This window comes from Candidatus Micropelagos thuwalensis (genome assembly GCF_000469155.1).
GTDB lineage: Bacteria > Pseudomonadota > Alphaproteobacteria > RS24 > RS24 > Micropelagius > Micropelagius thuwalensis.
This window is the reverse complement of sequence record NZ_AWXE01000001.1, coordinates 368,751-392,178: the sequence shown is the minus strand read 5'-3', so window position 1 is coordinate 392,178 and position 23,428 is coordinate 368,751. Positions and strand designations below refer to the sequence as shown.

The 23,428-nt window shown below is 44.6% G+C and carries 22 protein-coding genes and 1 tRNA gene; 21 read left to right on the top strand and 2 right to left on the bottom strand.

All coding sequences use genetic code 11. The annotated features are described in order from the left end of the window. Positions 1–2 precede the first annotated feature (2 nt). From RS24_RS01895 to RS24_RS01835, 13 genes are all read left to right on the top strand, one after another. Positions 3–872, top strand: coding sequence for a segregation and condensation protein A (locus RS24_RS01895; protein WP_021776488.1), 870 nt, complete (start codon positions 3–5; stop codon positions 870–872). Beyond that, positions 862–1,617 carry an SMC-Scp complex subunit ScpB gene (scpB, locus tag RS24_RS01890; protein WP_021776487.1) on the top strand — a complete coding sequence of 252 codons (756 nt, stop codon included), beginning with the start codon at positions 862–864 and terminating at the stop codon, positions 1,615–1,617. Before RS24_RS01895 ends, scpB begins: the two co-directional genes overlap by 11 nt. After that, on the top strand, positions 1,614–2,660 hold the full coding sequence (locus RS24_RS01885) for an ABC transporter ATP-binding protein (RefSeq protein WP_021776486.1): 1,047 nt from the start codon (positions 1,614–1,616) through the stop codon (positions 2,658–2,660). Before scpB ends, RS24_RS01885 begins: the two co-directional genes overlap by 4 nt. A 30-nt stretch (positions 2,661–2,690) precedes the next feature. Continuing rightward, positions 2,691–2,912: a twin-arginine translocase TatA/TatE family subunit gene (locus tag RS24_RS01880; protein ID WP_021776485.1), complete on the top strand. Its 222-nt coding sequence runs from the start codon at positions 2,691–2,693 to the stop codon at positions 2,910–2,912. A 16-nt stretch (positions 2,913–2,928) separates the two neighbouring features. Then, positions 2,929–3,285, top strand: a complete 357-nt coding sequence (gene tatB, locus RS24_RS01875; RefSeq protein WP_021776484.1) for a Sec-independent protein translocase protein TatB — start codon at positions 2,929–2,931, stop codon at positions 3,283–3,285. After that, a complete protein-coding gene (gene tatC / locus RS24_RS01870) occupies positions 3,278–4,075 on the top strand; it encodes a twin-arginine translocase subunit TatC (protein ID WP_021776483.1) in 798 nt (265 codons plus the stop codon). Before tatB ends, tatC begins: the two co-directional genes overlap by 8 nt. Positions 4,076–4,084: 9 nt before the next feature. Then, positions 4,085–5,365, top strand: a complete 1,281-nt coding sequence (gene serS / locus RS24_RS01865; protein ID WP_021776482.1) for a serine--tRNA ligase — start codon at positions 4,085–4,087, stop codon at positions 5,363–5,365. Between the two features lie 43 nt (positions 5,366–5,408). Next, positions 5,409–6,311, top strand: a complete 903-nt coding sequence (locus RS24_RS01860) for a M23 family metallopeptidase (RefSeq protein WP_021776481.1) — start codon at positions 5,409–5,411, stop codon at positions 6,309–6,311. A gap of 57 nt (positions 6,312–6,368) precedes the next feature. Next, positions 6,369–6,695, top strand: coding sequence for a preprotein translocase subunit YajC (gene yajC / locus RS24_RS01855; protein ID WP_021776480.1), 327 nt, complete (start codon positions 6,369–6,371; stop codon positions 6,693–6,695). Between the two features lie 6 nt (positions 6,696–6,701). Then, positions 6,702–8,315 carry a protein translocase subunit SecD gene (gene secD, locus RS24_RS01850; protein WP_021776479.1) on the top strand — a complete coding sequence of 538 codons (1,614 nt, stop codon included), beginning with the start codon at positions 6,702–6,704 and terminating at the stop codon, positions 8,313–8,315. Between the two features lie 12 nt (positions 8,316–8,327). Further along, the gene (secF, locus tag RS24_RS01845; RefSeq protein WP_021776478.1) at positions 8,328–9,254 is read left to right on the top strand and encodes a protein translocase subunit SecF; all 927 of its coding nucleotides are present in this window, start codon (positions 8,328–8,330) and stop codon (positions 9,252–9,254) included. An 83-nt stretch (positions 9,255–9,337) separates the two neighbouring features. Continuing rightward, entirely contained in the window at positions 9,338–9,943 is a 606-nt protein-coding gene (locus RS24_RS01840) for a urate hydroxylase PuuD (protein WP_021776477.1), read from the top strand. Between the two features lie 69 nt (positions 9,944–10,012). Beyond that, positions 10,013–10,714: a squalene/phytoene synthase family protein gene (locus tag RS24_RS01835; RefSeq protein WP_021776476.1), complete on the top strand. Its 702-nt coding sequence runs from the start codon at positions 10,013–10,015 to the stop codon at positions 10,712–10,714. Here RS24_RS01835 and trmFO read toward each other — a convergent pair. After that, positions 10,709–12,133 carry a methylenetetrahydrofolate--tRNA-(uracil(54)-C(5))-methyltransferase (FADH(2)-oxidizing) TrmFO gene (trmFO, locus tag RS24_RS01830; RefSeq protein ID WP_420885937.1) on the bottom strand — a complete coding sequence of 475 codons (1,425 nt, stop codon included), beginning with the start codon at positions 12,131–12,133 and terminating at the stop codon, positions 10,709–10,711. The genes RS24_RS01835 and trmFO overlap by 6 nt on opposite strands. Positions 12,134–12,177: 44 nt before the next feature. After that, positions 12,178–15,126 carry an excinuclease ABC subunit UvrA gene (uvrA, locus tag RS24_RS01825; RefSeq protein ID WP_021776474.1) on the bottom strand — a complete coding sequence of 983 codons (2,949 nt, stop codon included), beginning with the start codon at positions 15,124–15,126 and terminating at the stop codon, positions 12,178–12,180. Positions 15,127–15,328: 202 nt separating this feature from the next. On the opposite strand from uvrA, the gene ssb reads away from it, so the two are divergent. From ssb to RS24_RS01785, 8 genes are all read left to right on the top strand, one after another. Continuing rightward, positions 15,329–15,796 (top strand): single-stranded DNA-binding protein, encoded by a 468-nt coding sequence (gene ssb / locus RS24_RS01820; RefSeq protein ID WP_021776473.1) that lies wholly within the window; start codon positions 15,329–15,331, stop codon positions 15,794–15,796. Between the two features lie 206 nt (positions 15,797–16,002). After that, entirely contained in the window at positions 16,003–18,822 is a 2,820-nt protein-coding gene (gene gyrA, locus RS24_RS01815; RefSeq protein WP_051295582.1) for a DNA gyrase subunit A, read from the top strand. Beyond that, positions 18,822–19,313, top strand: a complete 492-nt coding sequence (gene coaD / locus RS24_RS01810) for a pantetheine-phosphate adenylyltransferase (RefSeq protein WP_021776471.1) — start codon at positions 18,822–18,824, stop codon at positions 19,311–19,313. The genes gyrA and coaD overlap by 1 nt, the downstream gene beginning before the upstream one ends. Before the next feature lie 110 nt (positions 19,314–19,423). After that, entirely contained in the window at positions 19,424–19,876 is a 453-nt protein-coding gene (locus RS24_RS01805; protein ID WP_038300550.1) for a peptidylprolyl isomerase, read from the top strand. A 5-nt stretch (positions 19,877–19,881) separates the two neighbouring features. Next, positions 19,882–20,970 (top strand): tRNA preQ1(34) S-adenosylmethionine ribosyltransferase-isomerase QueA, encoded by a 1,089-nt coding sequence (gene queA, locus RS24_RS01800; RefSeq protein ID WP_021776469.1) that lies wholly within the window; start codon positions 19,882–19,884, stop codon positions 20,968–20,970. 9 nt (positions 20,971–20,979) lie between these two features. Then, positions 20,980–22,116 (top strand): tRNA guanosine(34) transglycosylase Tgt, encoded by a 1,137-nt coding sequence (gene tgt, locus RS24_RS01795; RefSeq protein WP_021776468.1) that lies wholly within the window; start codon positions 20,980–20,982, stop codon positions 22,114–22,116. Positions 22,117–22,203: 87 nt separating this feature from the next. After that, positions 22,204–22,279, top strand: a tRNA-Lys gene (locus tag RS24_RS01790). An 84-nt stretch (positions 22,280–22,363) separates the two neighbouring features. Then, entirely contained in the window at positions 22,364–23,383 is a 1,020-nt protein-coding gene (locus tag RS24_RS01785) for a formylglycine-generating enzyme family protein (RefSeq protein WP_021776467.1), read from the top strand. Positions 23,384–23,428 lie beyond the last annotated feature (45 nt).

The window sequence follows — 23,428 nt, the reverse complement described above, 5'->3', positions numbered from 1 at the left end:
ATATGACTGAAGACATGAATAATTCGGGTACCCCAGCGGACGGGTTTGTTGAGGGGCCTGCTTATCAGATTCCTTCCTCAATGAGAGGAGCAACGAACGCGGAAAACGTTTTGGAAGTCGATGTTGATGGCTTTGAAGGGCCGCTTGATATTCTGCTGAACCTTGCGCGCGTACAAAAAGTTGACCTCAAGCAAATATCTATTTTGCAACTTGCTGAACAATATCTGGAATTCATCGGCAAGGTGCAATCTCTCAAGATTGAAATTGCCGCAGATTATCTTGTCATGGCTTCATGGTTAGCCTATTTGAAGTCGCGGCTACTCCTACCAAAAGAAAATGATGATGAGAATGTTTCAGCGGAAGAAATGGCGGCGCGTCTGGTGTTTCAACTGCAAAGACTTGAAGCCATGCGCGATGCCTCTGCAAAACTTATGACCCGAAATCAACTTGGAAGAGATTTCTTTTCTCGCGGTATGCCGGAGGGGATTAGAGTTAAGCGAGAAAGCCATTATGATGCGTCACTTTATGAATTGCTGACATCTTATTCGACACAACGTCTTAGAAATTATTATGCCAGTTGGAAGCCAACTGAGCTTCCTATTCTCAGCATTGAGCGCGCAAGAATGCGGCTGGAGCGCATGCTTGGAAAAATGGATGATTGGGAAGAGTTTGACATGATTGTCATGAAGGAGCTGAAGGACCCGGTTAAGCGGCGAACAACTGCAGCAAGTAGTTTTTCAGCTATGCTGGAATTTGCGCGAGATGGTAAATTAGAAATTCAGCAAAATAAAAATTTCGGAAAAATTTTGATGCGCCGTGCGCGTCCAAAATCTGCACCAGATAATATGCTAACAGGAGAGAATGGTGAGTGACAGCGCTGAAAGAACTTCTGAAATGACCCCGGACATTGACGAAAAGACTCTTGAAATTTTAATTGATGATCTGTCTGAGCAAGATATTGCTAAGTCCATACGGATTGTTGAGGCTGTTTTGTTTGCCGCTGAAGAACCGCTGGATGTGAACAGTATATCGCCACATTTGCCTTCAGGCTATCCTATTAGCGACCTTCTGGCTAAGCTTGAAAGTGATTATGAGGCGCGTGGCGTTCAACTCAAAAAAATTGGGCGCAAATATGCGTTCCGTACAGCAGATGATTTATCGGATGCGCTTCAAAAACATATTGTATCTCAAAGAAAGTTGTCGCGGGCTGGGCTGGAGACATTGGCGATTATTGCCTATCATCAGCCAGTGACACGCGCAGAGATTGAAGATATACGGGGTGTGAGTGTTTCCAAAGGGACGCTTGATGTTTTGTTGGAGACGGGCTGGGTGAAATTGCGTGGTCGTCGTAAAGTGCCTGGTCGTCCGGTAACCTATGGCACTTCTGATGGGTTTTTATCGCAATTCGGCCTCGAAGCATTATCTGATTTGCCGGGTATTGATGAGCTCAAAGCGGCAGGGCTACTTGATAATAGATTACCTCCCGGATTCTCTATTCCTGAGCCGAATGCTGACCTTAACCCTGATGAAGACCCGTTGGACGCGGATGACACTGGTGCTGAATTTCTGGATGATGAACCACTAGAGATGGATTTGCCTGATGAGGGAAATGAATGAGATCAGTATCTCTCTCGGATGTCGTGTGCACAATCCAGGGTAAAAATGCGGTTAATGGCATTTCCCTAAACATCAAACCGGGTGAGATAATTTGTTTTCTTGGCCCTTCGGGTTGCGGAAAAACAACAAGCCTTCGTTTGATTGGTGGCATCGTTACGCCGAATAATGGAGAGATATCTATTGACGATGAGATAGTTTCTAGCGCTTCGTTCCAAGTTCCACCGGAAGACCGACATATCGGTTTTTTGTTCCAAGATTTTGCATTATTTCCTCATTTATCGGTGATGCAAAATGTGTTGTTCGGTTTGAACATTCAAAAACATGAAGATGCAGATGCAAGGGCAGGCCGGATGCTTGCCTTAACCGGTGTTAGTCATTTAGCTGAGCGGTATCCAGATACACTTTCCGGGGGGGAGCAACAGCGCGTTGCCTTAGCGCGCGCAATTGCGCCTGCGCCGGGATTGGTGTTGATGGATGAACCATTTTCAAATCTAGACCCCCCTCTACGCGCAGATATGAGGCGACTAACTGTTTCTCTGTTGCGCGGTGAGCATAGTGATATTTCACCTGCAACCGGGATTATCGTGACCCATGATGCTGTCGATGCGATGTATATGGCAGACAAGATTGCTGTCATGTCAGGAGGTCAGATTGTTCAATTTGATAAACCTGATCAGATTTATGAAAATCCAGCTTCTCCCCTCGTTGTTAAATTATTGGGGGCCTCAAATGAGTGGGCCGGTGCTGTCAATAATGGCGTTTTCTCGACACCTATTGGAGATTTTCAACTGGATAATTCTGTTGCTTCAGCGCGTTTGATGATACGTCCCTATCATTTAAAGCCAGGTGGGGGAGAGAATAGTTTTACAGCGCGTCTGTCATCACTTCGTAACCACGGTAACACCCAAGCCTTAGATGTTTTATTATCTGATGGTACAATTTGGGAGGTTGTGGGAAATGATTTCATTGAAAACGGACTTCAAATAGGTGATGAAGTTAAATTTCAAATAAATCCCGAAGATGTTATGCTATTTACAGATTAGATTATAACCAGACATAGAAAAGGTCGATTAATGTCTCTTGGTGCGCCGCAAATACTTCTTATTATTCTGCTCGTGATTTTGTTATTCGGGAGGGGTCGTATTTCATCACTCATGGGTGAACTGGCCCGTGGTATTAAAAGCTTCCAGTCCGGTCTTCGTGAAGACCCGAAGGATAAACTTGATGATGACAGCTCATCCGGCAAAGCAGATGTGATTGATGTGAATAAATCCGAAGATAATACAAATAGTTAACGGAAAAATTTAATTCATGTTTGATATTGGGTGGTCTGAGTTTTTATTTCTGGCCGTGTTGGTGCTGATTGTTGTCGGCCCACAGGAACTGCCCGGTCTCATGCGTCGTCTTGGTCAAATGACATCTGCATTAAGAAACGCAGCTTTGCAGTTTCAACTGAATCTCAAGGCGCTTGACCGCGAAACCGAAATATCAGAGCTGAAAAAATTTGCTGATAATGTGTCACCTAAAAACATGTTGAGTCAGATTGAGGATGATATCTCGGATGCCATGGCCCCTCCTGAAATTGTTGAGCCGATAGAGTCTGTGCAAATACTAGCAGAACCAGATGAAACCTCCTCTTCAAGTGGTGAGGATAAAAAAGATGACTGATGATCCACTCATGAAGGCGAGCGAGGCGCCGTTAATGGATCATCTGGTTGAGCTTCGAACGCGCTTATTAAAATCTCTCTTTGCGCTGGTGATTACTTTTGCTTTTTGTTTTTATTTTGCTGATTTTATATTTGCTTATTTACTAAGCCCATATGAAGCGGCGGCGTTGGCAGTATCTCCGAATGCCGACCTCCAACTCATCTACACTGCGCCCCACGAATTTTTGTTTTCTCAGATAAAATTGGGTTTGTTTGGCGGAATTTTTTTAGCATTCCCTTATATTGCTTTTCAGCTTTATAGCTTTCTTGCGCCTGGACTTTATAAAAATGAACGCGGTGCGTTTCTTCCTTATCTGGTGTCGGCGCCCTTATTATTTTCTGCTGGTGCGGCCTTGGTTTTCTTCTTGATTATGCCGCTTGCGCTTCAATTCTTCATTGGGATGGAACAAATCTCTCGCGACGGGGCAGACATCGTCATGATGAATCGCGTGAGTGAATATCTTGGATTTGTGATGACACTCATGCTGGCTTTTGGATTTTGCTTCCAATTGCCGATTATATTGTCGCTTTTAGGCCGTGTCGGACTTGTTACGGCTGATGGTCTTAGGCGTAAAAGAAAATATGCCATCGTCATTACGTTCACTGTTGCTGCTCTCCTGACACCGCCAGACCTTATCAGTCAAATTGGGCTGGGCGTGCCTACCTTGTTTTTATACGAAATCTCAATATGGTTGGTAGCCATGACGGAGGCTAAGCAAAGCGCCTCAATGGACAAAGCTTCAGATGAATAAGGTTTAGATATGCTCGACATTTCTATCATTCGTGACAATCCGGAAAAGTTTGATAAAGCGCTTTTATCCAGAGGGGCTGAAGCGATGTCACAACAGCTTCTTACTCTTGATGAGGCGCGTCGGGGGGCGGTGAGTCAAGCGCAAGAGTTACAAACTAAAAGAAACGAAACATCAAAACAAATAGGGCAGGCCAAGGCCGCCAAGGATGAAGACCTTGCAAAAAAATTAATGGATGACGTTGCCACGATGAAAGAGCAACTACAAACAGCAGAAGAGTCGGAACGTGAGGCCTCTCAAGCACTCGAAAATGCACTCGCGGCGATTCCAAATATACCCCTTGAAGATGTCCCCATCGGAACGGATGAGGATGCCAATGTTGAAATCAAAAAAGTTGGGACGCCACCGCAGATAGAAAATCCAAAACAACATTTCGATATTGGTGAAGAACTTGGGCAAATGGACTTTGAGATCGCCGCTAAAATCTCCGGTGCCAGATTTGTTGTTTTGCAAGGCCAGCTTGCCAGACTTGAGCGCGCATTAGCTAATTTTATGCTTGATACACATACAGAAGAGTTTGGTTATACCGAAGTCGTGCCGCCAGCTCTTGTTCGCGATGATGCAGTATTTGGGACGGGGCAATTACCTAAATTCAAAGAAGACTTATTCCGAACCGAAGAGGGCTTTTGGCTTATTCCTACCGCAGAAGTGCCGTTGAGCAATCTCGTGCGGGAACAGATTCTAGATGCCGAGGATTTGCCGTTACGATACACGGCCTACACCCCTTGCTTTCGTTCTGAGGCCGGATCAGCAGGTCGCGATACGCGTGGCATGATACGTCAGCACCAGTTTTCTAAGGTAGAATTGGTTTCTATTGTCATGCCCGAAGATGGTGAGGACGAATTGGAACGCATGACGAATTGTGCAGAAACAATTCTGCAAAAACTGGATTTGCCATATCGTGTGATGCTGCTGTGCACAGGAGATATGGGATTTTCTGCACGTAAAACCTATGATCTTGAGGTTTGGTTGCCCGGTCAGGATAGCTATCGAGAAATATCTTCGTGCTCGCTATGTGGAGACTTTCAATCACGGCGCATGAAAACCAGATACAGACATAAAGGCGATAAACAGACGCATTTCGCCAATACATTAAATGGCTCGGGTCTTGCGGTTGGCAGAACCATAGTTGCCTTGCTTGAAAACTATCAGGATACACAAGGGCGTGTCTTTATTCCTGAACCTTTGCAACCTTATATGGGTGGGAAAACACACATCGAGATTTACGGCTAATAGGCATAACAATCGGGGCAGGAATCACGTTAAAAATTCCTTCATGAAACCCTTTTTTGCCGTAACTGCTTTACTTTTACTGACGGTGCTTGCTTGCGCGCCAGTAAGTAGTGAGAGATGGTATGACAGCGAACGATCAGATCGCCCGGGGGATGTTTTTTTTAAATCCCGTCAAGCGGCTCAAGCCAGTTCTTCTTCAGTGGCAACATCACAAGGCTTATCACCAAATCAGATACGTGTAAGAGACGGTGACAGTTATTATACCATAGCCAAAAGAAACCGTATTTCTGTGCAGGATCTTATTGCCGTTAACAATGCGGCTCCACCTTATCGTCTTAATAAGGGGCAGGTCATTACCTTGCCTTCACAACGGGAAATTACCATTAAAAAAGGTGATACGCTCTATAGCATATCTCGTACTTACGGTGTGGATGTGAACTTACTGGCTAGACAAAATAACTTAAGTCCACCTTATCATCTTAATATTGATCAAAAGCTTGTTGTGGCTCAGGGCAGCACCAAACGACAGGTTACCAAGCGCAGTAAAGCATCCCCGCCGCCACCCATTTTATCGGGGAGTTTTTTACAACCGGTTTCAGGTCGTGTCATTTCAGGCTTTGGTGCCAAAAAGAATGGCCTTCATAATGACGGTATTAATTACTCTGTACCACTAGGGACGCCAGTGAAAGCGGCTGAAAATGGCGTTGTCGTCTATGCTGGGAATGATTTACCGGGTTTTGGCAATCTGTTGTTGGTTAAACACGCCAATGGCTATGTAACAGCTTACGCACATACCCAGTCATTTCTTGTCAAACAGGGGAGTCGCGTAAAGCGCGGGCAGGTTATTGCAAAATCTGGAAAATCGGGAAATGTTGTTGAACCTCAACTACATTTTGAAATAAGACAAGGAAGTCGGGCAATAAACCCGCAAAAACTGCTTACATAGTTTTCAAAAACAAATTATACGGATATAGTTCCTATCCGTTCAAAAAATGAGAGTTTAATGTTTATTACACAAGCCTTTGCACAATCTGCTCCTGCCTCCACCGGATCATTGTTTGATCTGTTCTTTCCGCTGGCGATGGTATTTCTGATTGTCTACTTCATGATTATCCGACCACAGAATAAGCGTCAGAAAGAACACCAAAATCTGATTGATGGTTTAAGACGCGGTGATACGGTGGTTACACAAGGAGGATTAATTGGCAAAATTGCCAAAGTTGAAGAAAATGAGCTTCAAATTGACGTCGCAAAAGATGTCCGTATTACAATTGTACGCTCAATGATTTTGACAGTGAGATCGAAAACTGAACCAGCAGAAAAAAAATAACTTTAAATGCTTTATTTCTCCAAACCGAAAATCTTTTTGATACTGGCATGCCTTTTTGCCGGTATAATCTTCTCTGTTCCTAACCTTTATAATGAAGAGTCGGTAAATGACCTGCCGGATTTCTTTCCGAAAAATCAACTTAATCTCGGTCTTGATCTGCAGGGCGGCTCTCACTTGCTGCTTGAGGTTGAGGTAGAAGCGATTGTTAAGGAGAGACTTGAAAATCTGCTATCCGACATGCGTTTGAATTTACGTGAAGCGCGGATTGGTTATAGCCAGATTGCTATAAAAGAAGATTATGCCACCGTTTTTATTCGGGATGCGGCGCAACTGGATGCGGCGCGTGATGTTCTAAATGAGCTATCCATGCCCATTACAACAAATCTTTTTTCTGGTGCATCAACTGAAGAGCTTGAGGTTGAGGATGTTGGCAATGGTCGCTTTAATATAAAGCTAACTGAGGCAGCCCTTCAAAATCGCGTGTTAAAATCCGTTGAGCAATCCATAGAGATTGTACGCCGTAGAATTGATGAACTTGGCACAACCGAACCTTCTATTCAGCGCCAAGGTACTTCGCGTATTCTTGTTCAGGTGCCGGGTCTAGATGATCCAGAGAGATTAAAAGCATTGCTTGGGCAAACTGCGAAAATGAACTTCCATCTCTTAGATCGTAATGTTTCCGGTTATGATGCAGTTGCTGGGGCGCGTATACCGTCAGGCTCTAAGTTGGTGTTTTCTGAAACATCTCCCGCAGAGCCTTATGTCATCCGCAAGCGCGTTATGGTTAGTGGTGAACGCTTGGTAGATGCCAGTGTCGGCTTTGATCCGCAAACCGGCGAGCCGGAAGTTGATTTTAGATTTGACTCGGTTGGTGGCAGAAAGTTTGGCGAGGTAACCAAGGCGAATGTTGGTAACCCGTTTGCTATCGTCCTGGATGATAAAGTGATTTCTGCACCGGTAATCCGTTCACCTATAATGGGAGGGTCGGGTCGTATTACCGGAAGTTTTACTGTAGAGACGGCAAATGATTTAGCTATTTTGCTTCGTGCGGGTGCGCTTCCTGCGCCTTTGAATATTCTTGAGGAGCGCACGGTTGGGCCTGGTCTGGGCGCTGACTCTGTTGAGGCGGGCACGCGGGCGTCCATTATCGGCTTTGTTGCGGTGATGATTTTTATTCTCATCAGCTATGCCATGTTCGGACTTTTTGCCAATATCGCTCTGATTTTAAATATGGTGCTTATTGTTGGCGTGTTGTCACTCTTACAGGCTACCCTGACATTACCCGGCATTGCGGGTATTGTTTTGACGATAGGTATGGCGGTTGATGCTAATGTTCTTATTTTTGAACGGATTCGTGAGGAAATCAGGAACGGTAAATCGGCACTGATGGCGATTGACTCCGGTTATAGCAGAGCACTCGGCACTATCTTGGATGCCAATATTACCACATTGATTTCAGCAATGATTTTGTTCTATCTGGGTTCCGGCCCAGTGCGCGGTTTTGCTGTCACACTTGGCATCGGAATTATCACGTCGGTATTTACCGCTTTTACGGTCACGCGCTTAATGGTGGCTCTTAATTACGGTTCCAAAAATCGCATCGAAAAACTGACAATATAAAATGGATTTATCATGTGGACATTAAAGCTCGTTCCAGCCGAAACAAAAATTGATTTTATCCGCCTTCATATTGCGAGTTTTATTGTCTCGGCCAGTTTAGTTATCGCTTCATTGGGGTTGTTTTTTACTCAAGGGCTGAATTTTGGCATAGATTTTAAAGGCGGTACGCTTATTGAAATCGGCACAAATGGTCCAGCTGATATTGCCGATTTGCGCGATATTATTGGCAGTCTTGACTTGGGTGAGGTGCAAATTCAAGAATTTGGTAGTCCTGAAGATGTGTTGATACGCGTTGGTGAAAAAGCTGATGCGACTGATAATGCAGAAAACCTCTCTGCAGTTGATCAAATCCGCAATGCACTCCCGCAAGATGTGACATTCCGAAGGGTTGAGGTCGTTGGCCCTCAGATAAGCGGTGAGCTTGTCCGTGCGGGTTTTTTAGCGGTAACGGTTGCGATTGGTCTTATGCTCTTTTACATCTGGTTACGTTTTGAATGGCAGTTTTCTGTTGGTGCGGTTCTGGCACTGATACATGATATTATCTTGACCATTGGTGTTTTTTGCCTCATTCAGTTGGAATTTAACTTATCAATTATCGCGGCAATTTTGACGATTGTTGGTTATTCAATGAATGATACGGTTGTTGTGTATGACCGTGTGCGTGAAAATTTACGCCGGTTCAAGAAAATGCCTTTGTCTGAATTAGCCAATCTGTCGATTAATAGCACCTTGTCGCGTACCGTTATGACTTCGGTCACAACGCTTCTGGCTCTTTTTTCGCTTTATATATTAGGCGGTGAGGTGATACGCGGCTTTACTTTAGCGATGATTTGGGGTGTTTTTGTTGGGACTTATTCATCAATCTTTATCGCTGCGCCAGTTTTAATGTATCTTGGTGTTAAGCGTGATTGGTCTGAGGCCGCAAAAGACCAGATTTAGGGCGTGAAGTAAGGTTTTTTCGCTTGTTTCAACACCAAGGCAGCTTTAGGTTTGTTTAATAAATTTATTTGATGGAGGGTTTTATGGCGTCAATTTTAACTTCACTTCGAAACACAGTTATTGCCGGTTTTGTCCTGGCAACTGTTCTACTTATTATCTACGCGCAGATACATATGGGTGTGTTCGATCATAATTTTGGGGCGTTCGTTCTTCGTTATCTCCATGTTCTGGCCGGGATTATGTGGATTGGTATTCTGTACTATTTTAACTTTGTACAAATTCCAAACATGCCGAATATTCCCGATGAGCAAAAACCAGCAATTGGCAAGGTGATTGCGCCTGCCGCCCTATGGTGGTTTCGCTGGGGCGCAATGATTACAATCATTTCCGGTCTTCTTTTGGCGGCTGCTAATGGCTATTTTGTTGAGGCGATTACCCTTGGGGCATCAGAAGGCTTTGCCGTTGAAAAGCATACAATGATTGGCATTGGCATGTGGCTTGGTACAATAATGTGGTTCAATGTTTGGTTTGTCATCTGGCCTAATCAGAAAAGAGCGTTAGGTATTGTGGAAGCCGATGCGGACACAAAGGCTGCATCTGCTAGAACCGCGATGTTGTTCTCACGCACGAACACAATGCTCTCTGTTCCTATGCTTTTCTCAATGGTTGCAGCGCAAAACCTGTACTAGGAATATCAAATGATTAAGGCTGCACGGATCTTAATGATGCGTGTAGCCTTTTTTATGGGCGAATGAAATATGCAGGATATTGCAATCTTTAGAGATGAATTACGAAGCCTTGATGGAGATTTATTCTTATGCCATCTCTTTACGCCTGATGAACGTCGCACTGATATGCTTACTCTCTATAGTATTTATGCAGATAGTGCGCGTATTCCTTTTATTGTCAGCGAACCCATGCTGGGAACGATACGTTATCAATGGTGGCGTGAGGTAATTGACGGCAAACATCTTGATACTGCGCCCATTAGCTGTTTTCTAAATGCTTCCAGCCTGCCGCGTGACTTATTGCATAAGCTCATAAATGGACGCGAAGGGTTATTTGATAAAGAAGAGCCGAATTTATCTGATATTGAACACTCAGCTCATGAAATAGGCGTACCATTCATGCAATCGGCATTGCGGGTGTTAGGGCAAGATAACGAAGATATTTTACCGGAAGGGATGTTAAAGGCTGCCGGAAGCGGATTTGAATTGTTAAGATTATCCACGGCCTATCCTGGTGACATACAGGCAGATATCGTTTCAGCAGCTAAGGCAAAACTTCAGACAGCGACAGTTTTATTTAATGGCATGCCGCGAAAGTACCGAAAACTTATTCTTCCCGCCTTTTTAATTATCGGACTCTCAAAAAAACATGCCCAAAATATTAATAAATCAAGATCATTGTTCTTCTATCAGCTTCATTTACTAAAAATGGCATTTTGGGGAAAACTATAACGAGACACAGGCTGATTCTGAGAGGCGCCATATTTCAAAATCCTGTCTGGCACGGCTAGTAAACCCTATTTGCCGTGCACGTTTTTTGGCAAATGCACGAGCTTTTCCACGTAATTTTTCACCAGTTTCAGCATGGATAAATGTCGCTTCGGTTTGTAAAATCTCTGGCATCAAGCCGAAATTAATATTCATGGGTTGGAACGTATCCTTATTGGCGTTTTTGGTAATATGTGCCAGCAAGGCTCCCAATGCAGTCGTCATGGGTGGTGGTGACAATTGCCGGTTTTGAATTTGAGCAGCTGTAAATAATCCCGCGAGAAGGCCAATTGCTGTGCTTTCTACATATCCTTCAACACCTGTTATTTGTCCGGCAAAACGGATATTTTGGACTGTTCTCAGTGTTAAATCTTCAGTGAGCAGGCTTGGGCTGTTCAGAAATGTATTACGATGCAGCCCCCCTAATCTGGCGAACCTTGCGTCTTCAAGTCCGGGTATAAGGCGCAAGATATCTGCCTGAGCGCCGTATTTCATCTTAGTCTGAAATCCGACAATATTATAAAGTGTTTTCAATGCATTATCTTGACGAAGTTGGACTACTGCATAAGGTTTTACGTCTGAATTATGGGCATTTGTCAACCCGCGTGGTTTCATGGGGCCATGACGTAAAGTTTCACGCCCGCGTGCGGCCATGACCTCAATTGGCAAACACCCATTAAAATAAGGTGTATCTTCTTCCCATTGCTTGAAGTCTGCGGTTTCACCATCAATGAGGGCATCTATAAATTCATGATATTGCGCTTCATTCATGGGACAGTTAATGTAGTCTTTTCCATCCCCACCAGGCCCGGATTTGTCATAACGGGACTGTTCCCAACAAATATCCATATTAATACTGTCACGGTAGACAATCGGCGCAATCGCATCAAAAAAAGCAAGCTTATCGCTGCCTGTCATTTTTGAGATTACTTCTGATAAAGCGGGGGAGGTTAACGGGCCTGAGGCAATAATCACATGCGCCCAATCAGGGTCAATATGTGTCACCTCTTCGCGTTTAAGTGTCACGAGTGGATGATTTTCAAGCTCTTTCGTAACGGATTGCGAGAAACCTTCACGGTCAACGGCAAGCGCACCTCCTGCGGGTAATTGATGCGTGTCAGCACATCTCATAATTAGGCTATTCGCGTCCCGAAGTTCAGCATGTAAGAGACCCACAGCATTCGTTTCTGCATCATCGGATCGAAACGAGTTTGAACAAACAAGTTCTGCAAGCCCGTCTGTGACGTGTGCTTCGGTTTTACGATGAGGGCGCATTTCGTAAAGTGTCACAGCAATTCCAGATTGCGCTAATTGCCATGCGGCTTCAGATCCGGCAAGACCACCACCTACAATGTGAACTCTATCACTGCTCATAATCGACATGCTCCATGGTTACTCATAAATTAAGCAGACGCTGGATGGAAGCTTTATTCAGCAGCTTTTGCTGTAGTTCTTTGTGGTTTAGCAGAAGGCTTGGAAGTTAGTTTAGGTTTTTTTAAAAGTTTAGACAAAAACTGACCCGTATAACTTTCTTTGACAGAAGCGACTTCTTCAGGTGTACCAGCGGCAACAATTTCTCCGCCACCATGACCACCATTTGGCCCTAAATCGATTACTTTATCAGCAGTTTTAATCACTTCGAGATTGTGTTCAATAACAGCTACTGTGTTACCGGCATCAACCAGTTCATGTAAAACATCCAGAAGTTTTGCGACATCATGGAAGTGAAGGCCTGTGGTTGGTTCATCCAGAATATAGAGTGTTCGGCCTGTGGCACGTCTGGAAAGTTCTTTGGCAAGTTTGACGCGTTGAGCCTCACCACCTGAAAGCGTTGTCGCCTGTTGCCCAACTTTGATATAGCCCAATCCAACACGTTGAAGCGTTACCATCTTATCTCGGATAACAGGCACGGCCTTAAAAAAATCTGCCGCTTCATCGACTGTCATATCGAGGATATCAGCGATATTTTTATCTTTGAACTTAACTTCCAGCGTTTCTCGGTTATAGCGCTTACCGTTACAAACATCACATTCAACATAAACATCAGGGAGGAAGTGCATTTCGATTTTGATAACACCATCTCCCTGACAGGCTTCACAGCGGCCACCTTTCACATTGAATGAAAATCGGCCCGGCTTGTAGCCACGCACCTTCGCCTCCGGCAGACCTGAGAACCATTCACGAATAGGTGTGAAAGCACCTGTATAGGTCGCAGGATTAGAGCGCGGCGTTCTGCCAATGGGCGACTGGTCAATATCAATCACCTTGTCGAGATGTTCTAAGCCTTCAATAGCTTTATGCGGGGAGGGCAAATCCCGCGCATTATGAAGTTTCCGCGCAGTTGCTTTGTAAAGTGTATCAAGCAAGAGTGTTGACTTACCACCCCCCGACACACCTGTTACGCAGGTGAATGTGCCGAGAGGAATATCAGTTGTTACGTTTTTAAGGTTATTACCGCTTGCTTCGACAACTCTAAGATGCCGCCCAAGATAAGCCTCGCGCCTTTTGGGGGGTACAGGAATAGACTTAGTGCCTGAGAGATATTGTCCGGTTAGGCTTTTCTTTGCACTTTTGATTTTTGCGGGTGTACCTTCAGCGATAATCTCGCCGCCATGAACACCTGCACCAGGGCCAATATCAACCACATGGTCTGCAGCAAGAATAGCATCCTCATCATGTTCAACAATAATCACCGTGTTACCGAGATCGCGAAGTCGCGTCAGGGTTTCTAAAAGTCGTGCATTGTCGCGCTGATGTAAGCCAATAGATGGCTCATCCAGCACGTAAAGAACGCCTGTCAGACCCGATCCGATTTGGGAGGCCAAGCGAATACGTTGACTTTCCCCGCCAGATAGTGTGCCTGAATTGCGAGAAAGGGTAAGGTAATCAAGTCCGACATCATTCAGGAATTTTAGCCTCTCACGGATTTCTTTAAGAATCCGTGAAGCAATTTCAGCCTGTTTTGAATTGAGATGTTTGTCTAAATCTGCAAACCATCTATCCGCGTCAAGAATCGACATCTCAACCACTTCACCAATATGCAGGTTTGCAATTTTAACTGCCAGAGCTTCCGGTTTGAGTCGATAACCACCACATGTTTCACAGTGGGTCTTGGATTGGAATTTTTCTATTTCTTCACGCATCCATGAACTGTCTGTCTCGCGGTATCGTCTCTCCAGATTGCCAACAACCCCCTCAAATGGTTTTGTTGTTTTAAAGCTTCGTGTTCCGTCATCATAAGTGAATTTGACGGGTTCTTTATTGCTTCCATAAAGAATGACTTTCTGTGCTTTAGCGTCGAGATCATGCCACGGGTCATTTAGAGAAAAACCGTAATGTTCAGCGAGGCTTTCGAGTGTTTGCGTATAATAAGGCGAGGATGTGCCGGACTTGGCCCATGGGACGATCGCGCCCTCTCTTAAGGATAAGGTTTGGTCAGGCACAATCGCTTCAGGATCTATAAAAAATTGTGTCCCCAGGCCGTCACAGTCAGGGCAGGCGCCAAACGGATTATTAAAGGAAAATAACCGAGGTTCGATTTCGTCAATTGTAAAACCCGAGACAGGGCATGCAAAACGCGAGGAGAACACAATTTTCTCTGGTTCCTCTTCCTTGCTATCTGCCATCTCAGCAACAGCAATGCCGTCTGTGAGTTGCAGAGCAATTTCCATACTATCAGCAAGCCGATTGCCGAGGTCAGGTTTAACGACAATGCGATCTACAACCACATCAATGTCGTGTTTGAATTTCTTGTCGAGTGTCGGCACATCTGAGATTTCATAATAATTGCCGTCAACCTTCACACGCTGAAAGCCGCGTTTTTGTAATTCTGCAAAATCTTTGCGGTATTCGCCTTTGCGTCCGCGCACAATGGGTGCAAGCAGATAAAGTCTTGTACCTTCGGGAAGTGCCATAATACGGTCAACCATCTGGCTAACGGTTTGGCTTTCTATCGGCAGGCCTGTTGCAGGTGAATATGGGATACCAACACGCGCAAACAACAGGCGCAGATAATCATAAATCTCTGTGACTGTTCCAACTGTTGAGCGTGGATTTTTGGATGTGGTTTTTTGTTCAATTGAAATTGCCGGAGATAAGCCGTCAATCTGGTCTACATCCGGTTTTTGCATCATTTCCAGAAACTGTCGGGCATAGGCTGAGAGGCTTTCAACGTAACGCCGTTGACCTTCAGCATAAATAGTATCAAATGCCAGAGAACTTTTACCGGAGCCTGAAAGACCCGTAATAACAATCATTTTATCGCGGGGCAGAACGATAGAAATATCTTTGAGGTTATGTTCGCGCGCACCGACAATGCTCATATTTTTAGCTTGTAATGGAGCCGGAATATTGTCTGTTTTGCGTTTTGCGGGCATCTGCGTGTTTGACCTATCTTTATACATGTCAGGAGTTAGTTCGCATCCTAACACGAGCAATATTTATTATGCTGTCAATGACTATTGTTTAACGATTATGAATGACAATTTAAATAAGTTTTCCACAAGAATGCCGTGCTATGGTTGATACTTAGAGCCGAGTCATCACTAAATTTATAACGTAATAAAGATTGGAGAAAAAATGGCTGGTAGTATCAATAAAGTTATTCTCGTCGGGAATCTGGGGGCAGACCCAGAAATTCGTCAAACAAAAGACGGCAGACCTATTGCCAATCTAAGTGTTGCAACAGGTGAAAGCTGGAAAGACAAAAATACCGGTGAGAGAAGAGAGAAAACAGAATGGCATCGCGTGGTGATTTTCAATGAAGGCCTTGCAAAAATCGCCGAGCAATACCTTCGAAAGGGCTCCAAAGTCTATCTGGAGGGGCAACTCCAAACCCGCAAATGGCAGGATCAAAACGGTCAAGATAAATATACAACCGAAGTTGTTTTGCAGGGGTACAACGGTAATCTAACCATGCTTGATAGTCGTCAAGGTGGTGGTGATTTTGCAGGAAGTTCAACTGGAAGTATAGGCTCAGGTGGTGGTGGCGATAGTTTGCCCCCGTCATCTCCGGGTGGTGATATGGATGGTGACATTCCATTTTAACCTATTGATTTAAAGATAAATTTTCCTGTTTCTAGTGCAAGGATTTATTGCGACTCATAGCTCTAAAATGCTATAAATAAACATGGAAATTTTCCAAAAAATTTAATGCAGGAAAAGCCAAAAAATTGAACGACGATTCTAACGATGCCCCTGACGACGAGGTCGAAACCGATACCCTGCCTGAAGATGAAATAATATCTGATGATATGGGTAATGGTAATGGTGACGATCCGCCAATAGCTGCCGGTGGTGGGGATGTGCCCCCCGATTTTGATGTCAGTCCTATTAATATCGAAGATGAGATGAGAACATCTTATCTCGATTACGCTATGAGCGTGATCGTGAGTCGTGCTTTGCCGGATGTCAGGGACGGCTTAAAGCCTGTTCATCGCCGTATACTGTTTTCGATGAATGAAAATGGGTATGACTATAACAAACCTTATCGTAAGTCTGCGCGCGTTGTCGGTGATGTTATCGGTAAATATCACCCGCATGGTGATCAATCGATCTATGACGCTTTGGTTCGGATGGCGCAAGATTTCTCAATGCGTTTACCCCTTTTAGACGGGCAGGGTAATTTTGGTTCGATTGACGGTGATCCAGCAGCGGCTATGAGATATACTGAGGTGAGAATGGCCAAGTCGGCACATTCGTTGCTTGAGGATATTGACCGCAACACAGTCGATTTTCAGGATAACTATGACAACTCGGAGCGTGAGCCGGTTGTTTTACCTGCTCGTTTTCCAAATCTACTCGTTAATGGGGCAAACGGTATCGCTGTTGGTATGGCGACCAATATTCCACCGCATAACCTTGGGGAAGTGATTAATGCCACCCTGGCGTTGATAGAAAATCCTGAGTTAGAGGATAATGAATTAAATACAATTGTCCCTGGCCCTGACTTCCCGACAGGTGGGCAGATTTTAGGCCGCAGAGGCGCTCTGTCTGCCATTTTGACTGGGCGTGGCTCTATCGTTATGCGGGGTAAGGCTGAGGTCGAGGAAATTCGTAAAGGGCGACTGGCGATTGTTGTAACGGAAATTCCATATCAAGTTAATAAAACTTCCATGATTGAAAAGATCGCCGAATTGGTGCGGGAGAAAACACTGGAAGGCATTGCTGATATTCGGGATGAGTCGGATCGCGATGGGATGAGAATTGTCGTTGAATTAAAGCGGGAAGCTGTACCGGAGGTTGTGCTGAACCAGCTTTATCGTTTCTCCAGTCTCCAAACCAGCTTTGGGGCTAATATGCTGGCGCTGAATAGTGGCAAACCAGAATTACTCAATCTACGTTCCATTTTAAAAGCTTTCATTGCTTTTCGTGAAGTTGTTGTTACGCGTCGTACTAAGTTTGAACTTGATAAAGCCCGCGACAGAGCTCATGTGTTGGTCGGTTTGGCGATAGCCGTAGCGAATATTGATGAGGTGATTGCAGTTATCCGTAAAGCGGCTTCACCGCAAATCGCACGCGAAGAACTTATGACTCGCGCCTGGGATGCCGCAGATGTTGCAGACCTTATTCGCCTGATTGATGACCCACGCCACCGCATTGATGACAAGGGTAAATATGTCCTCAGTGAAGCGCAGGCCCGTGCCATTCTTGAACTGCGCCTTCAACGCCTCACAGCTATGGGCCGAGATGAAATTGGTGGTGAACTGAGCGAGTTGGGTGGGAAAATTACTGATTATCTTGATATCCTCGGCAGCCGTGAGCGTGTTCTCTCAATTATCAGCGATGAGTTGACCACTGTAAGGGATGAATTTTCAACGCCGCGACGTACTGAAATTATTGAAGATGAGTTCGAAGTTGATGATGAAGACCTTATTCCCTCAGAGGAAATGGTTGTGACGGTAAGTCATTCTGGTTACATCAAACGTGTTCCGTTATCTACTTACCGGGCGCAAAAGCGGGGTGGTAAAGGTCGCTCCGGCATGTCCACAAAGGACGAAGATTTTGTTACCCGTATTTTTGCGGCAAATACCCATCAACCTGTGTTGTTCTTCTCAACAACAGGAATGGTTTACAAAATGAAAGTTTGGCGTTTGCCAGTTGGTAATCCGCAATCGCGTGGCAAGGCGCTTGTTAATTTATTGCCCTTAAAAGAAGACGAGACCATCGCTGCAATTATGGCGCTTCCTCAGGATGAGGATAGCTGGAGTAATTATCACGTCATGTTCGCAACAGGCTTCGGTAATGTCCGGCGGAATGATTTATCAGCTTTTGTAAATATTAACAAAAGCGGCAAAATCGCAATGAAACCGGAAGAAGGGGAGGTTATTGTCGGTGTTGAATTGTGCACAGAGAATGATGATGTGCTGCTCACCAATAATGCTGGTCGCTGTATTCGCTTTCCTGTTACCGATGTTCGGGTCTTCCGAAGTCGTAACTCTACAGGTGTGAGAGGTATCAAGCTGGGTAAGGATGAAAAGGTTATTTCTCTTTCCATTTTGATGCATAGTGATGCCTCACCGGCAGAGCGCAACAGCTATCTGAAACAAGCTGCGATGCTCCGGCGTGCTACCGATGAAACTGATGAAGATGTGAACGACACTGAACTTGAGGAGACAAGTGAAGAAGCTGTGCTAAGCCCTGAGCGCTATGCCGCAATGGGGGCACAAGAACAATTCCTGTTGACTGTAAGTGAAAACGGCTATGGCAAACGATCCTCAGCATATGAATACCGCGTTTCAGGTCGTGGCGGGAAGGGTATTATTGCCATGACTGTGACCGACCGGAACGGGCCTTTGGTTGCTTCATTCCCTATCAAAGAAACCGATCAGATTATGTTGGTGACCGATAGCGGGACTTTGATAAGATGTCCCGTCAATGATGTTCGTGTTGCTGGGCGGAATACGCAGGGTGTTACCATCTTTAAGACTGATGAGGATGCTCATGTTGTTTCCGTAATTTGTCTTAACGAAACTTCTGATGAGGCCATACCTGATGATGGTTTGGGAAATGATGAAACTTCCACGACTTCAAGTGCGTCATCTGATGACACATCAGATGCAGGGGATGCATAATGCTAAAAGGTTTTTATCCGGGAAGTTTTGATCCATTAACTTTCGGTCATCTCGATATCATCACGCGCGGCTTAAGCCTTGTGAACAGTCTGGTAATTGGTGTGGGTGTAAGCGCAACCAAAAAACCGATTTTCACAATTGAAGAACGTCTTGAAATGATAAGTCTGGAAATCTCAAATTGCCTTCCTGACCAAGTAGACAAGGTTCAAGTTGTAGCTTTTGAAGGACTTATGGTTCATGCTGCAGAGCAATATGGCGCCAATGTGATCTTGCGAGGTCTTCGTAATACTGGTGATTTTAATTACGAAACTCAAATGGCAAATATTAATCGTCAGACATCATCACCAGTTGAAACAGTTTTCCTGGCGGCCTCGCCGGAAATTTCTCATATTTCGTCAACTCAAGTTCGTCAAATTGCTCAGCTAAAAGGTGATGTAAGCATGTTTTGCCCAACATCAATTTGTGAAAAACTAAAAGCTAAACTAAATTAATGTGTTAGGAGTGTTATTCAATGCGTAACATTAAATATTTATTTGCATTTTTCTGTATCATCCTACCTCTTTCCCTAACCCCTGCTTCCGCGTCAGAAAAGGAGTCTGTTATGATATTGGAGCTTAGCACAGGCGTAGTTAAAATACGCCTCAGAGATGATTTGGCGCCAAAACATGTCGAGAGAATTAAACAACTCGCTGAACAAAAATTCTACGATAACATTATCTTTCATCGCGTTATTGACGGTTTCATGGCTCAAACCGGAGATCCAACGGGAACTGGTATGGGTGGTTCTGACTATCCTGATTTACGGGCGGAATTTTCGACTGAACCATTTTTACGCGGTACGATTGGTATGGCGCGCGCCCAACATCCTGACAGTGCGAACAGTCAGTTCTTTATTTGTCTGGAAGATGCAGAATTCTTGAACCGGCAATATACAGTTTTTGCTGAAGTCATTGAGGGCATGGAGCATGTTGATGCTATAGCCAAAGGTGAGCCACCGGAAGAACCTGATTATATCGTAACCATGCGTCTTGCGGAAACTGATGACGAAAAGTAAAACGTATGCAGGTTGAAGCATTTGACTTTGACCTGCCAGACGAACTGATTGCGTTGCGTCCTGCCTCACCGCGTGACGCTGCAAAACTCCTTCATGTTGCACCTAACGGTCATCTCACTGATAGAATTATCCGAAACTTACCATCCTACTTTTCAAAGGGCGATGCACTGGTTGTCAATGATACACGGGTGATTCCGGCCAAACTTTCAGGAACCCGGCTTAGTGATGCTGCTATAGATGCAGAACAAAATCTGGGCGCTAAAATAGAGCTTAACCTTATTGAACGACAAGGTGCGAGTGCTTGGAAATGTCTGCTCAAGCCTGCAAAAAAGGTGAAGCAAGGTGATGTTATCCGTTTTGAGGATACGGCTGGCATTACATATCAAGCAACCGTTTTGGAAAAAGAACAAGGCGAGGCGTTAATTGATTTTAATTTATCATTAAACAAAATGGATGAGCTTCTTGGGCTTATCGGATCCATGCCTTTACCCCCGTATATAGCTGGTAAACGCCAACCAGATGATAAAGATAACCAAGATTATCAAACTTTATTCGCTGAACATGACGGCGCGGTAGCGGCACCGACTGCGGGGCTTCATTTTACTCCCGATTTACAGGCAAAGCTTGAAGTGATAGGGGTTGAGATATGCCGTGTGACATTACATGTAGGTGCAGGAACCTTTTTGCCTGTCAAAGTCGAAAACACTGCTAATCATAAAATGCATGCAGAGTGGGGCGAAGTTAAGCCTGAGATCGCTGAAAGGCTCAATAGATCAAAGCAAGACGGCCATAAAATTTGTTGTGTTGGGACGACGTCTTTAAGACTATTGGAGTCTGCGGCAAGAGATGACGGACGGATAATGCCGTTTGCAAAAGCGACTGATATTTTTATTAAACCCGGTTATCGTTTCAGAGCTGCCGACATGCTTTTGACCAATTTTCACTTGCCCAAATCAACATTATTTATGCTCGTTTCAGCTTTTTCAGGGCTGAACACAATGAAAAAAGCCTATAACCATGCCGTTCAAAATAATTACAGATTTTATTCCTATGGCGATGCCTGCCTGCTGGAATTAGCTGATAAAGTTAATTAAAATTACGCCATGGATTTCATACTTCATTCAAAGGATAAAAATGCACGGCGTGGCAAAGTCATTACCCCTAGAGGTGAGATAAGAACGCCTGCTTTTATGCCTGTTGGGACGGCTGGCACTGTCAAGGCGATGTATATGGAACAGGTAAAAGACCTTGGCGCGGACATTGTTCTTGGCAACACCTATCATTTGATGTTGCGACCTGGTGCTGAAGAAGTTGCCGAACTTGGCGGTTTGCATGATTTTATGAAATGGGAGGGACCCATACTTACCGATAGTGGAGGGTTTCAGGTGATGTCGCTTTCTAAGCTCCGAAAAATGAGTGAGGAAGGTGTCAATTTTCAGAGCCATATTGATGGAAAGTCCTACATGCTTACCCCCGAGCGCAGTATAGAAATACAAACACTTTTGGGTGCGAATATACGCATGATTTTGGATGAATGTACCCCATTCCCGGCAACCGAAAAACAGGCGCGTGACTCGATGGCGTTGTCTACGCGTTGGGCTGAAAGATCGAAAAAGGCTTTCCAGCTTTACGATAAAGGCGAAGGTGATGCGCTGTTTGGGATTGTCCAGGGCGGGGTTTATGAAAATCTTCGACTGGAAAGCGTGTCAAATCTCCTTGATATCGGTTTTGACGGATATGCCGTTGGTGGTCTTGCTGTTGGTGAGGGACAAGAAGAAATGTTAAAGGTGCTGGAATTCACGGTTCCCGCCTTACCTGAAGATAAACCGCGATATCTTATGGGGGTCGGTACGCCCGAAGATCTCGTCCTTTCCGTTGCCAAAGGTATTGATATGTTTGATTGTGTGATGCCGACTCGCGCCGGGCGTCATGGTTTGGCCTATACACGCAAAGGTAAAGTTAATTTAAAGAATGCCCGTCACGCTAATGACCCGAGGCCACTTGATGAAGAATGTGATTGCCCAGCGGCAAGTCAGTATAGCCGAGCCTATTTGCATCATTTGGTCAGATGTGGTGAATATCTCGCGGCAATGTTATTGACCTGGAATAATCTTCATTATTACCAATCACTCATGCAAGAAATGCGGCAAAATATTGAGGCGGGTTCATTTGAAGCTTTTGTAGCGGCTTTTTATAGAGACCAGAATGAGGGCGATATACCGCCATTTGAAAAGGCATGATTTTGTGAAGGGTGAGACGAATTGTACCTATTATAAAAATAAGGCTGGAAGTGACGTGTAAGTTGGTCTATATCCCGCTTACTGGAAGGGCCCTTAGCTCAGTTGGTAGAGCAACTGACTTTTAATCAGTGGGTCGCAGGTTCGATTCCTGCAGGGCTCACCAGTTACCCGGACATTACCTGTATAACAAGACAATTTGTTTATTATAATTTTTGTAACTTAATAATAAGTCAGGGAATTCTGGAGCATGCGCCTTACCGAAAAAAAGATTCATTTTGCGGCGTTGGTAATATTATTCATCGCATGTCTGTGTTTAGGTGTTTATTACTATTTTGGCACCCATAAACCTCAGCAGAAAGCTCAGTGTGACAATCCCCAGCACAAAATGGTTTTGATTAAAGGTGGAAATTTTATAATCGGGGACAGCACTGGTTATCCTGAGGAACGGGTACGCGAGAACATCGTTATAAATGACTTTTACATGGACAAGTATGAAGTCACGAATGCACAATTCTTAGAATTTGTCGATGCAACAGGTTACGTCACGCTTGCAGAACGTGGCCTTTCTAAAGAAGCCTATCCAGATATTGATGATGAGCTAAGGGTTCCTGGATCTGCGGTCTTCAGTCCACCTGAAAAGTTTTACAGTCTAAATTTCATGAATTGGTGGCAATTTGTAGCTGGCGCGAACTGGCGTCATCCGGAAGGGCCATCAAGTTCGATAATAGGTAAAGAGCATTATCCGGTTGTGCATATTGCCTTAGCTGATGCTAAAGCCTACGCAAAATGGAAAGGGCATGAGTTACCTAGCGAAGCAGAATGGGAATATGCTGCTAAGGCTGGGTCTGACTCCCGCTATGCATGGGGCGATGAAGCTTATCCAGACGACATTTTTATGGCAAATACATGGCAGGGGCGATTCCCTACGATGGGTACTGGGGAAGATGGATATGAATTTATTGCACCTGTGGGTTGTTTTCCGGAAAACAATAATGGACTTCTGGATATGATTGGTAACGTTTGGGAGTGGACAGATGACATTTACTCCGCTGAACGTGAAGCGATTGATCATAGCCATCCTGATGCGTTCTTGAAAGATAAGATAAAGGCAAATGACCTAGAGGAAGTATATGTTATTAAAGGGGGTTCTTATTTGTGTGCTCAGAATTATTGTCTCAGATACAGACCCGCAGCAAGACAACCTCAAGAAACAGGGTTGGGTACAAATCATCTCGGTTTTAGAACAATTAAGAAAATTTACCGCTAATTCAGATTTTTACTAACATTCTTGATAGGAAATTTATTGAGTTTC

Bases quoted from the DNA above. Each gene is read 5' to 3' on its own strand.
- RS24_RS01895 (WP_021776488.1), top strand. From the start codon at position 3: ATGACTGAAGACATGAATAATTCGGGTACCCCAGCGGACGGGTTTGTT.
- scpB (WP_021776487.1), top strand. From the start codon at position 862: ATGGTGAGTGACAGCGCTGAAAGAACTTCTGAAATGACCCCGGACATT.
- RS24_RS01885 (WP_021776486.1), top strand. From the start codon at position 1,614: ATGAGATCAGTATCTCTCTCGGATGTCGTGTGCACAATCCAGGGTAAA.
- RS24_RS01880 (WP_021776485.1), top strand. From the start codon at position 2,691: ATGTCTCTTGGTGCGCCGCAAATACTTCTTATTATTCTGCTCGTGATT.
- tatB (WP_021776484.1), top strand. From the start codon at position 2,929: ATGTTTGATATTGGGTGGTCTGAGTTTTTATTTCTGGCCGTGTTGGTG.
- tatC (WP_021776483.1), top strand. From the start codon at position 3,278: ATGACTGATGATCCACTCATGAAGGCGAGCGAGGCGCCGTTAATGGAT.
- serS (WP_021776482.1), top strand. From the start codon at position 4,085: ATGCTCGACATTTCTATCATTCGTGACAATCCGGAAAAGTTTGATAAA.
- RS24_RS01860 (WP_021776481.1), top strand. From the start codon at position 5,409: ATGAAACCCTTTTTTGCCGTAACTGCTTTACTTTTACTGACGGTGCTT.
- yajC (WP_021776480.1), top strand. From the start codon at position 6,369: ATGTTTATTACACAAGCCTTTGCACAATCTGCTCCTGCCTCCACCGGA.
- secD (WP_021776479.1), top strand. From the start codon at position 6,702: ATGCTTTATTTCTCCAAACCGAAAATCTTTTTGATACTGGCATGCCTT.
- secF (WP_021776478.1), top strand. From the start codon at position 8,328: ATGTGGACATTAAAGCTCGTTCCAGCCGAAACAAAAATTGATTTTATC.
- RS24_RS01840 (WP_021776477.1), top strand. From the start codon at position 9,338: ATGGCGTCAATTTTAACTTCACTTCGAAACACAGTTATTGCCGGTTTT.
- RS24_RS01835 (WP_021776476.1), top strand. From the start codon at position 10,013: ATGCAGGATATTGCAATCTTTAGAGATGAATTACGAAGCCTTGATGGA.
- trmFO (WP_420885937.1), bottom strand. From the start codon at position 12,133: ATGTCGATTATGAGCAGTGATAGAGTTCACATTGTAGGTGGTGGTCTT.
- uvrA (WP_021776474.1), bottom strand. From the start codon at position 15,126: ATGCCCGCAAAACGCAAAACAGACAATATTCCGGCTCCATTACAAGCT.
- ssb (WP_021776473.1), top strand. From the start codon at position 15,329: ATGGCTGGTAGTATCAATAAAGTTATTCTCGTCGGGAATCTGGGGGCA.
- gyrA (WP_051295582.1), top strand. From the start codon at position 16,003: ATGGGTAATGGTAATGGTGACGATCCGCCAATAGCTGCCGGTGGTGGG.
- coaD (WP_021776471.1), top strand. From the start codon at position 18,822: ATGCTAAAAGGTTTTTATCCGGGAAGTTTTGATCCATTAACTTTCGGT.
- RS24_RS01805 (WP_038300550.1), top strand. From the start codon at position 19,424: ATGATATTGGAGCTTAGCACAGGCGTAGTTAAAATACGCCTCAGAGAT.
- queA (WP_021776469.1), top strand. From the start codon at position 19,882: ATGCAGGTTGAAGCATTTGACTTTGACCTGCCAGACGAACTGATTGCG.
- tgt (WP_021776468.1), top strand. From the start codon at position 20,980: ATGGATTTCATACTTCATTCAAAGGATAAAAATGCACGGCGTGGCAAA.
- RS24_RS01785 (WP_021776467.1), top strand. From the start codon at position 22,364: ATGCGCCTTACCGAAAAAAAGATTCATTTTGCGGCGTTGGTAATATTA.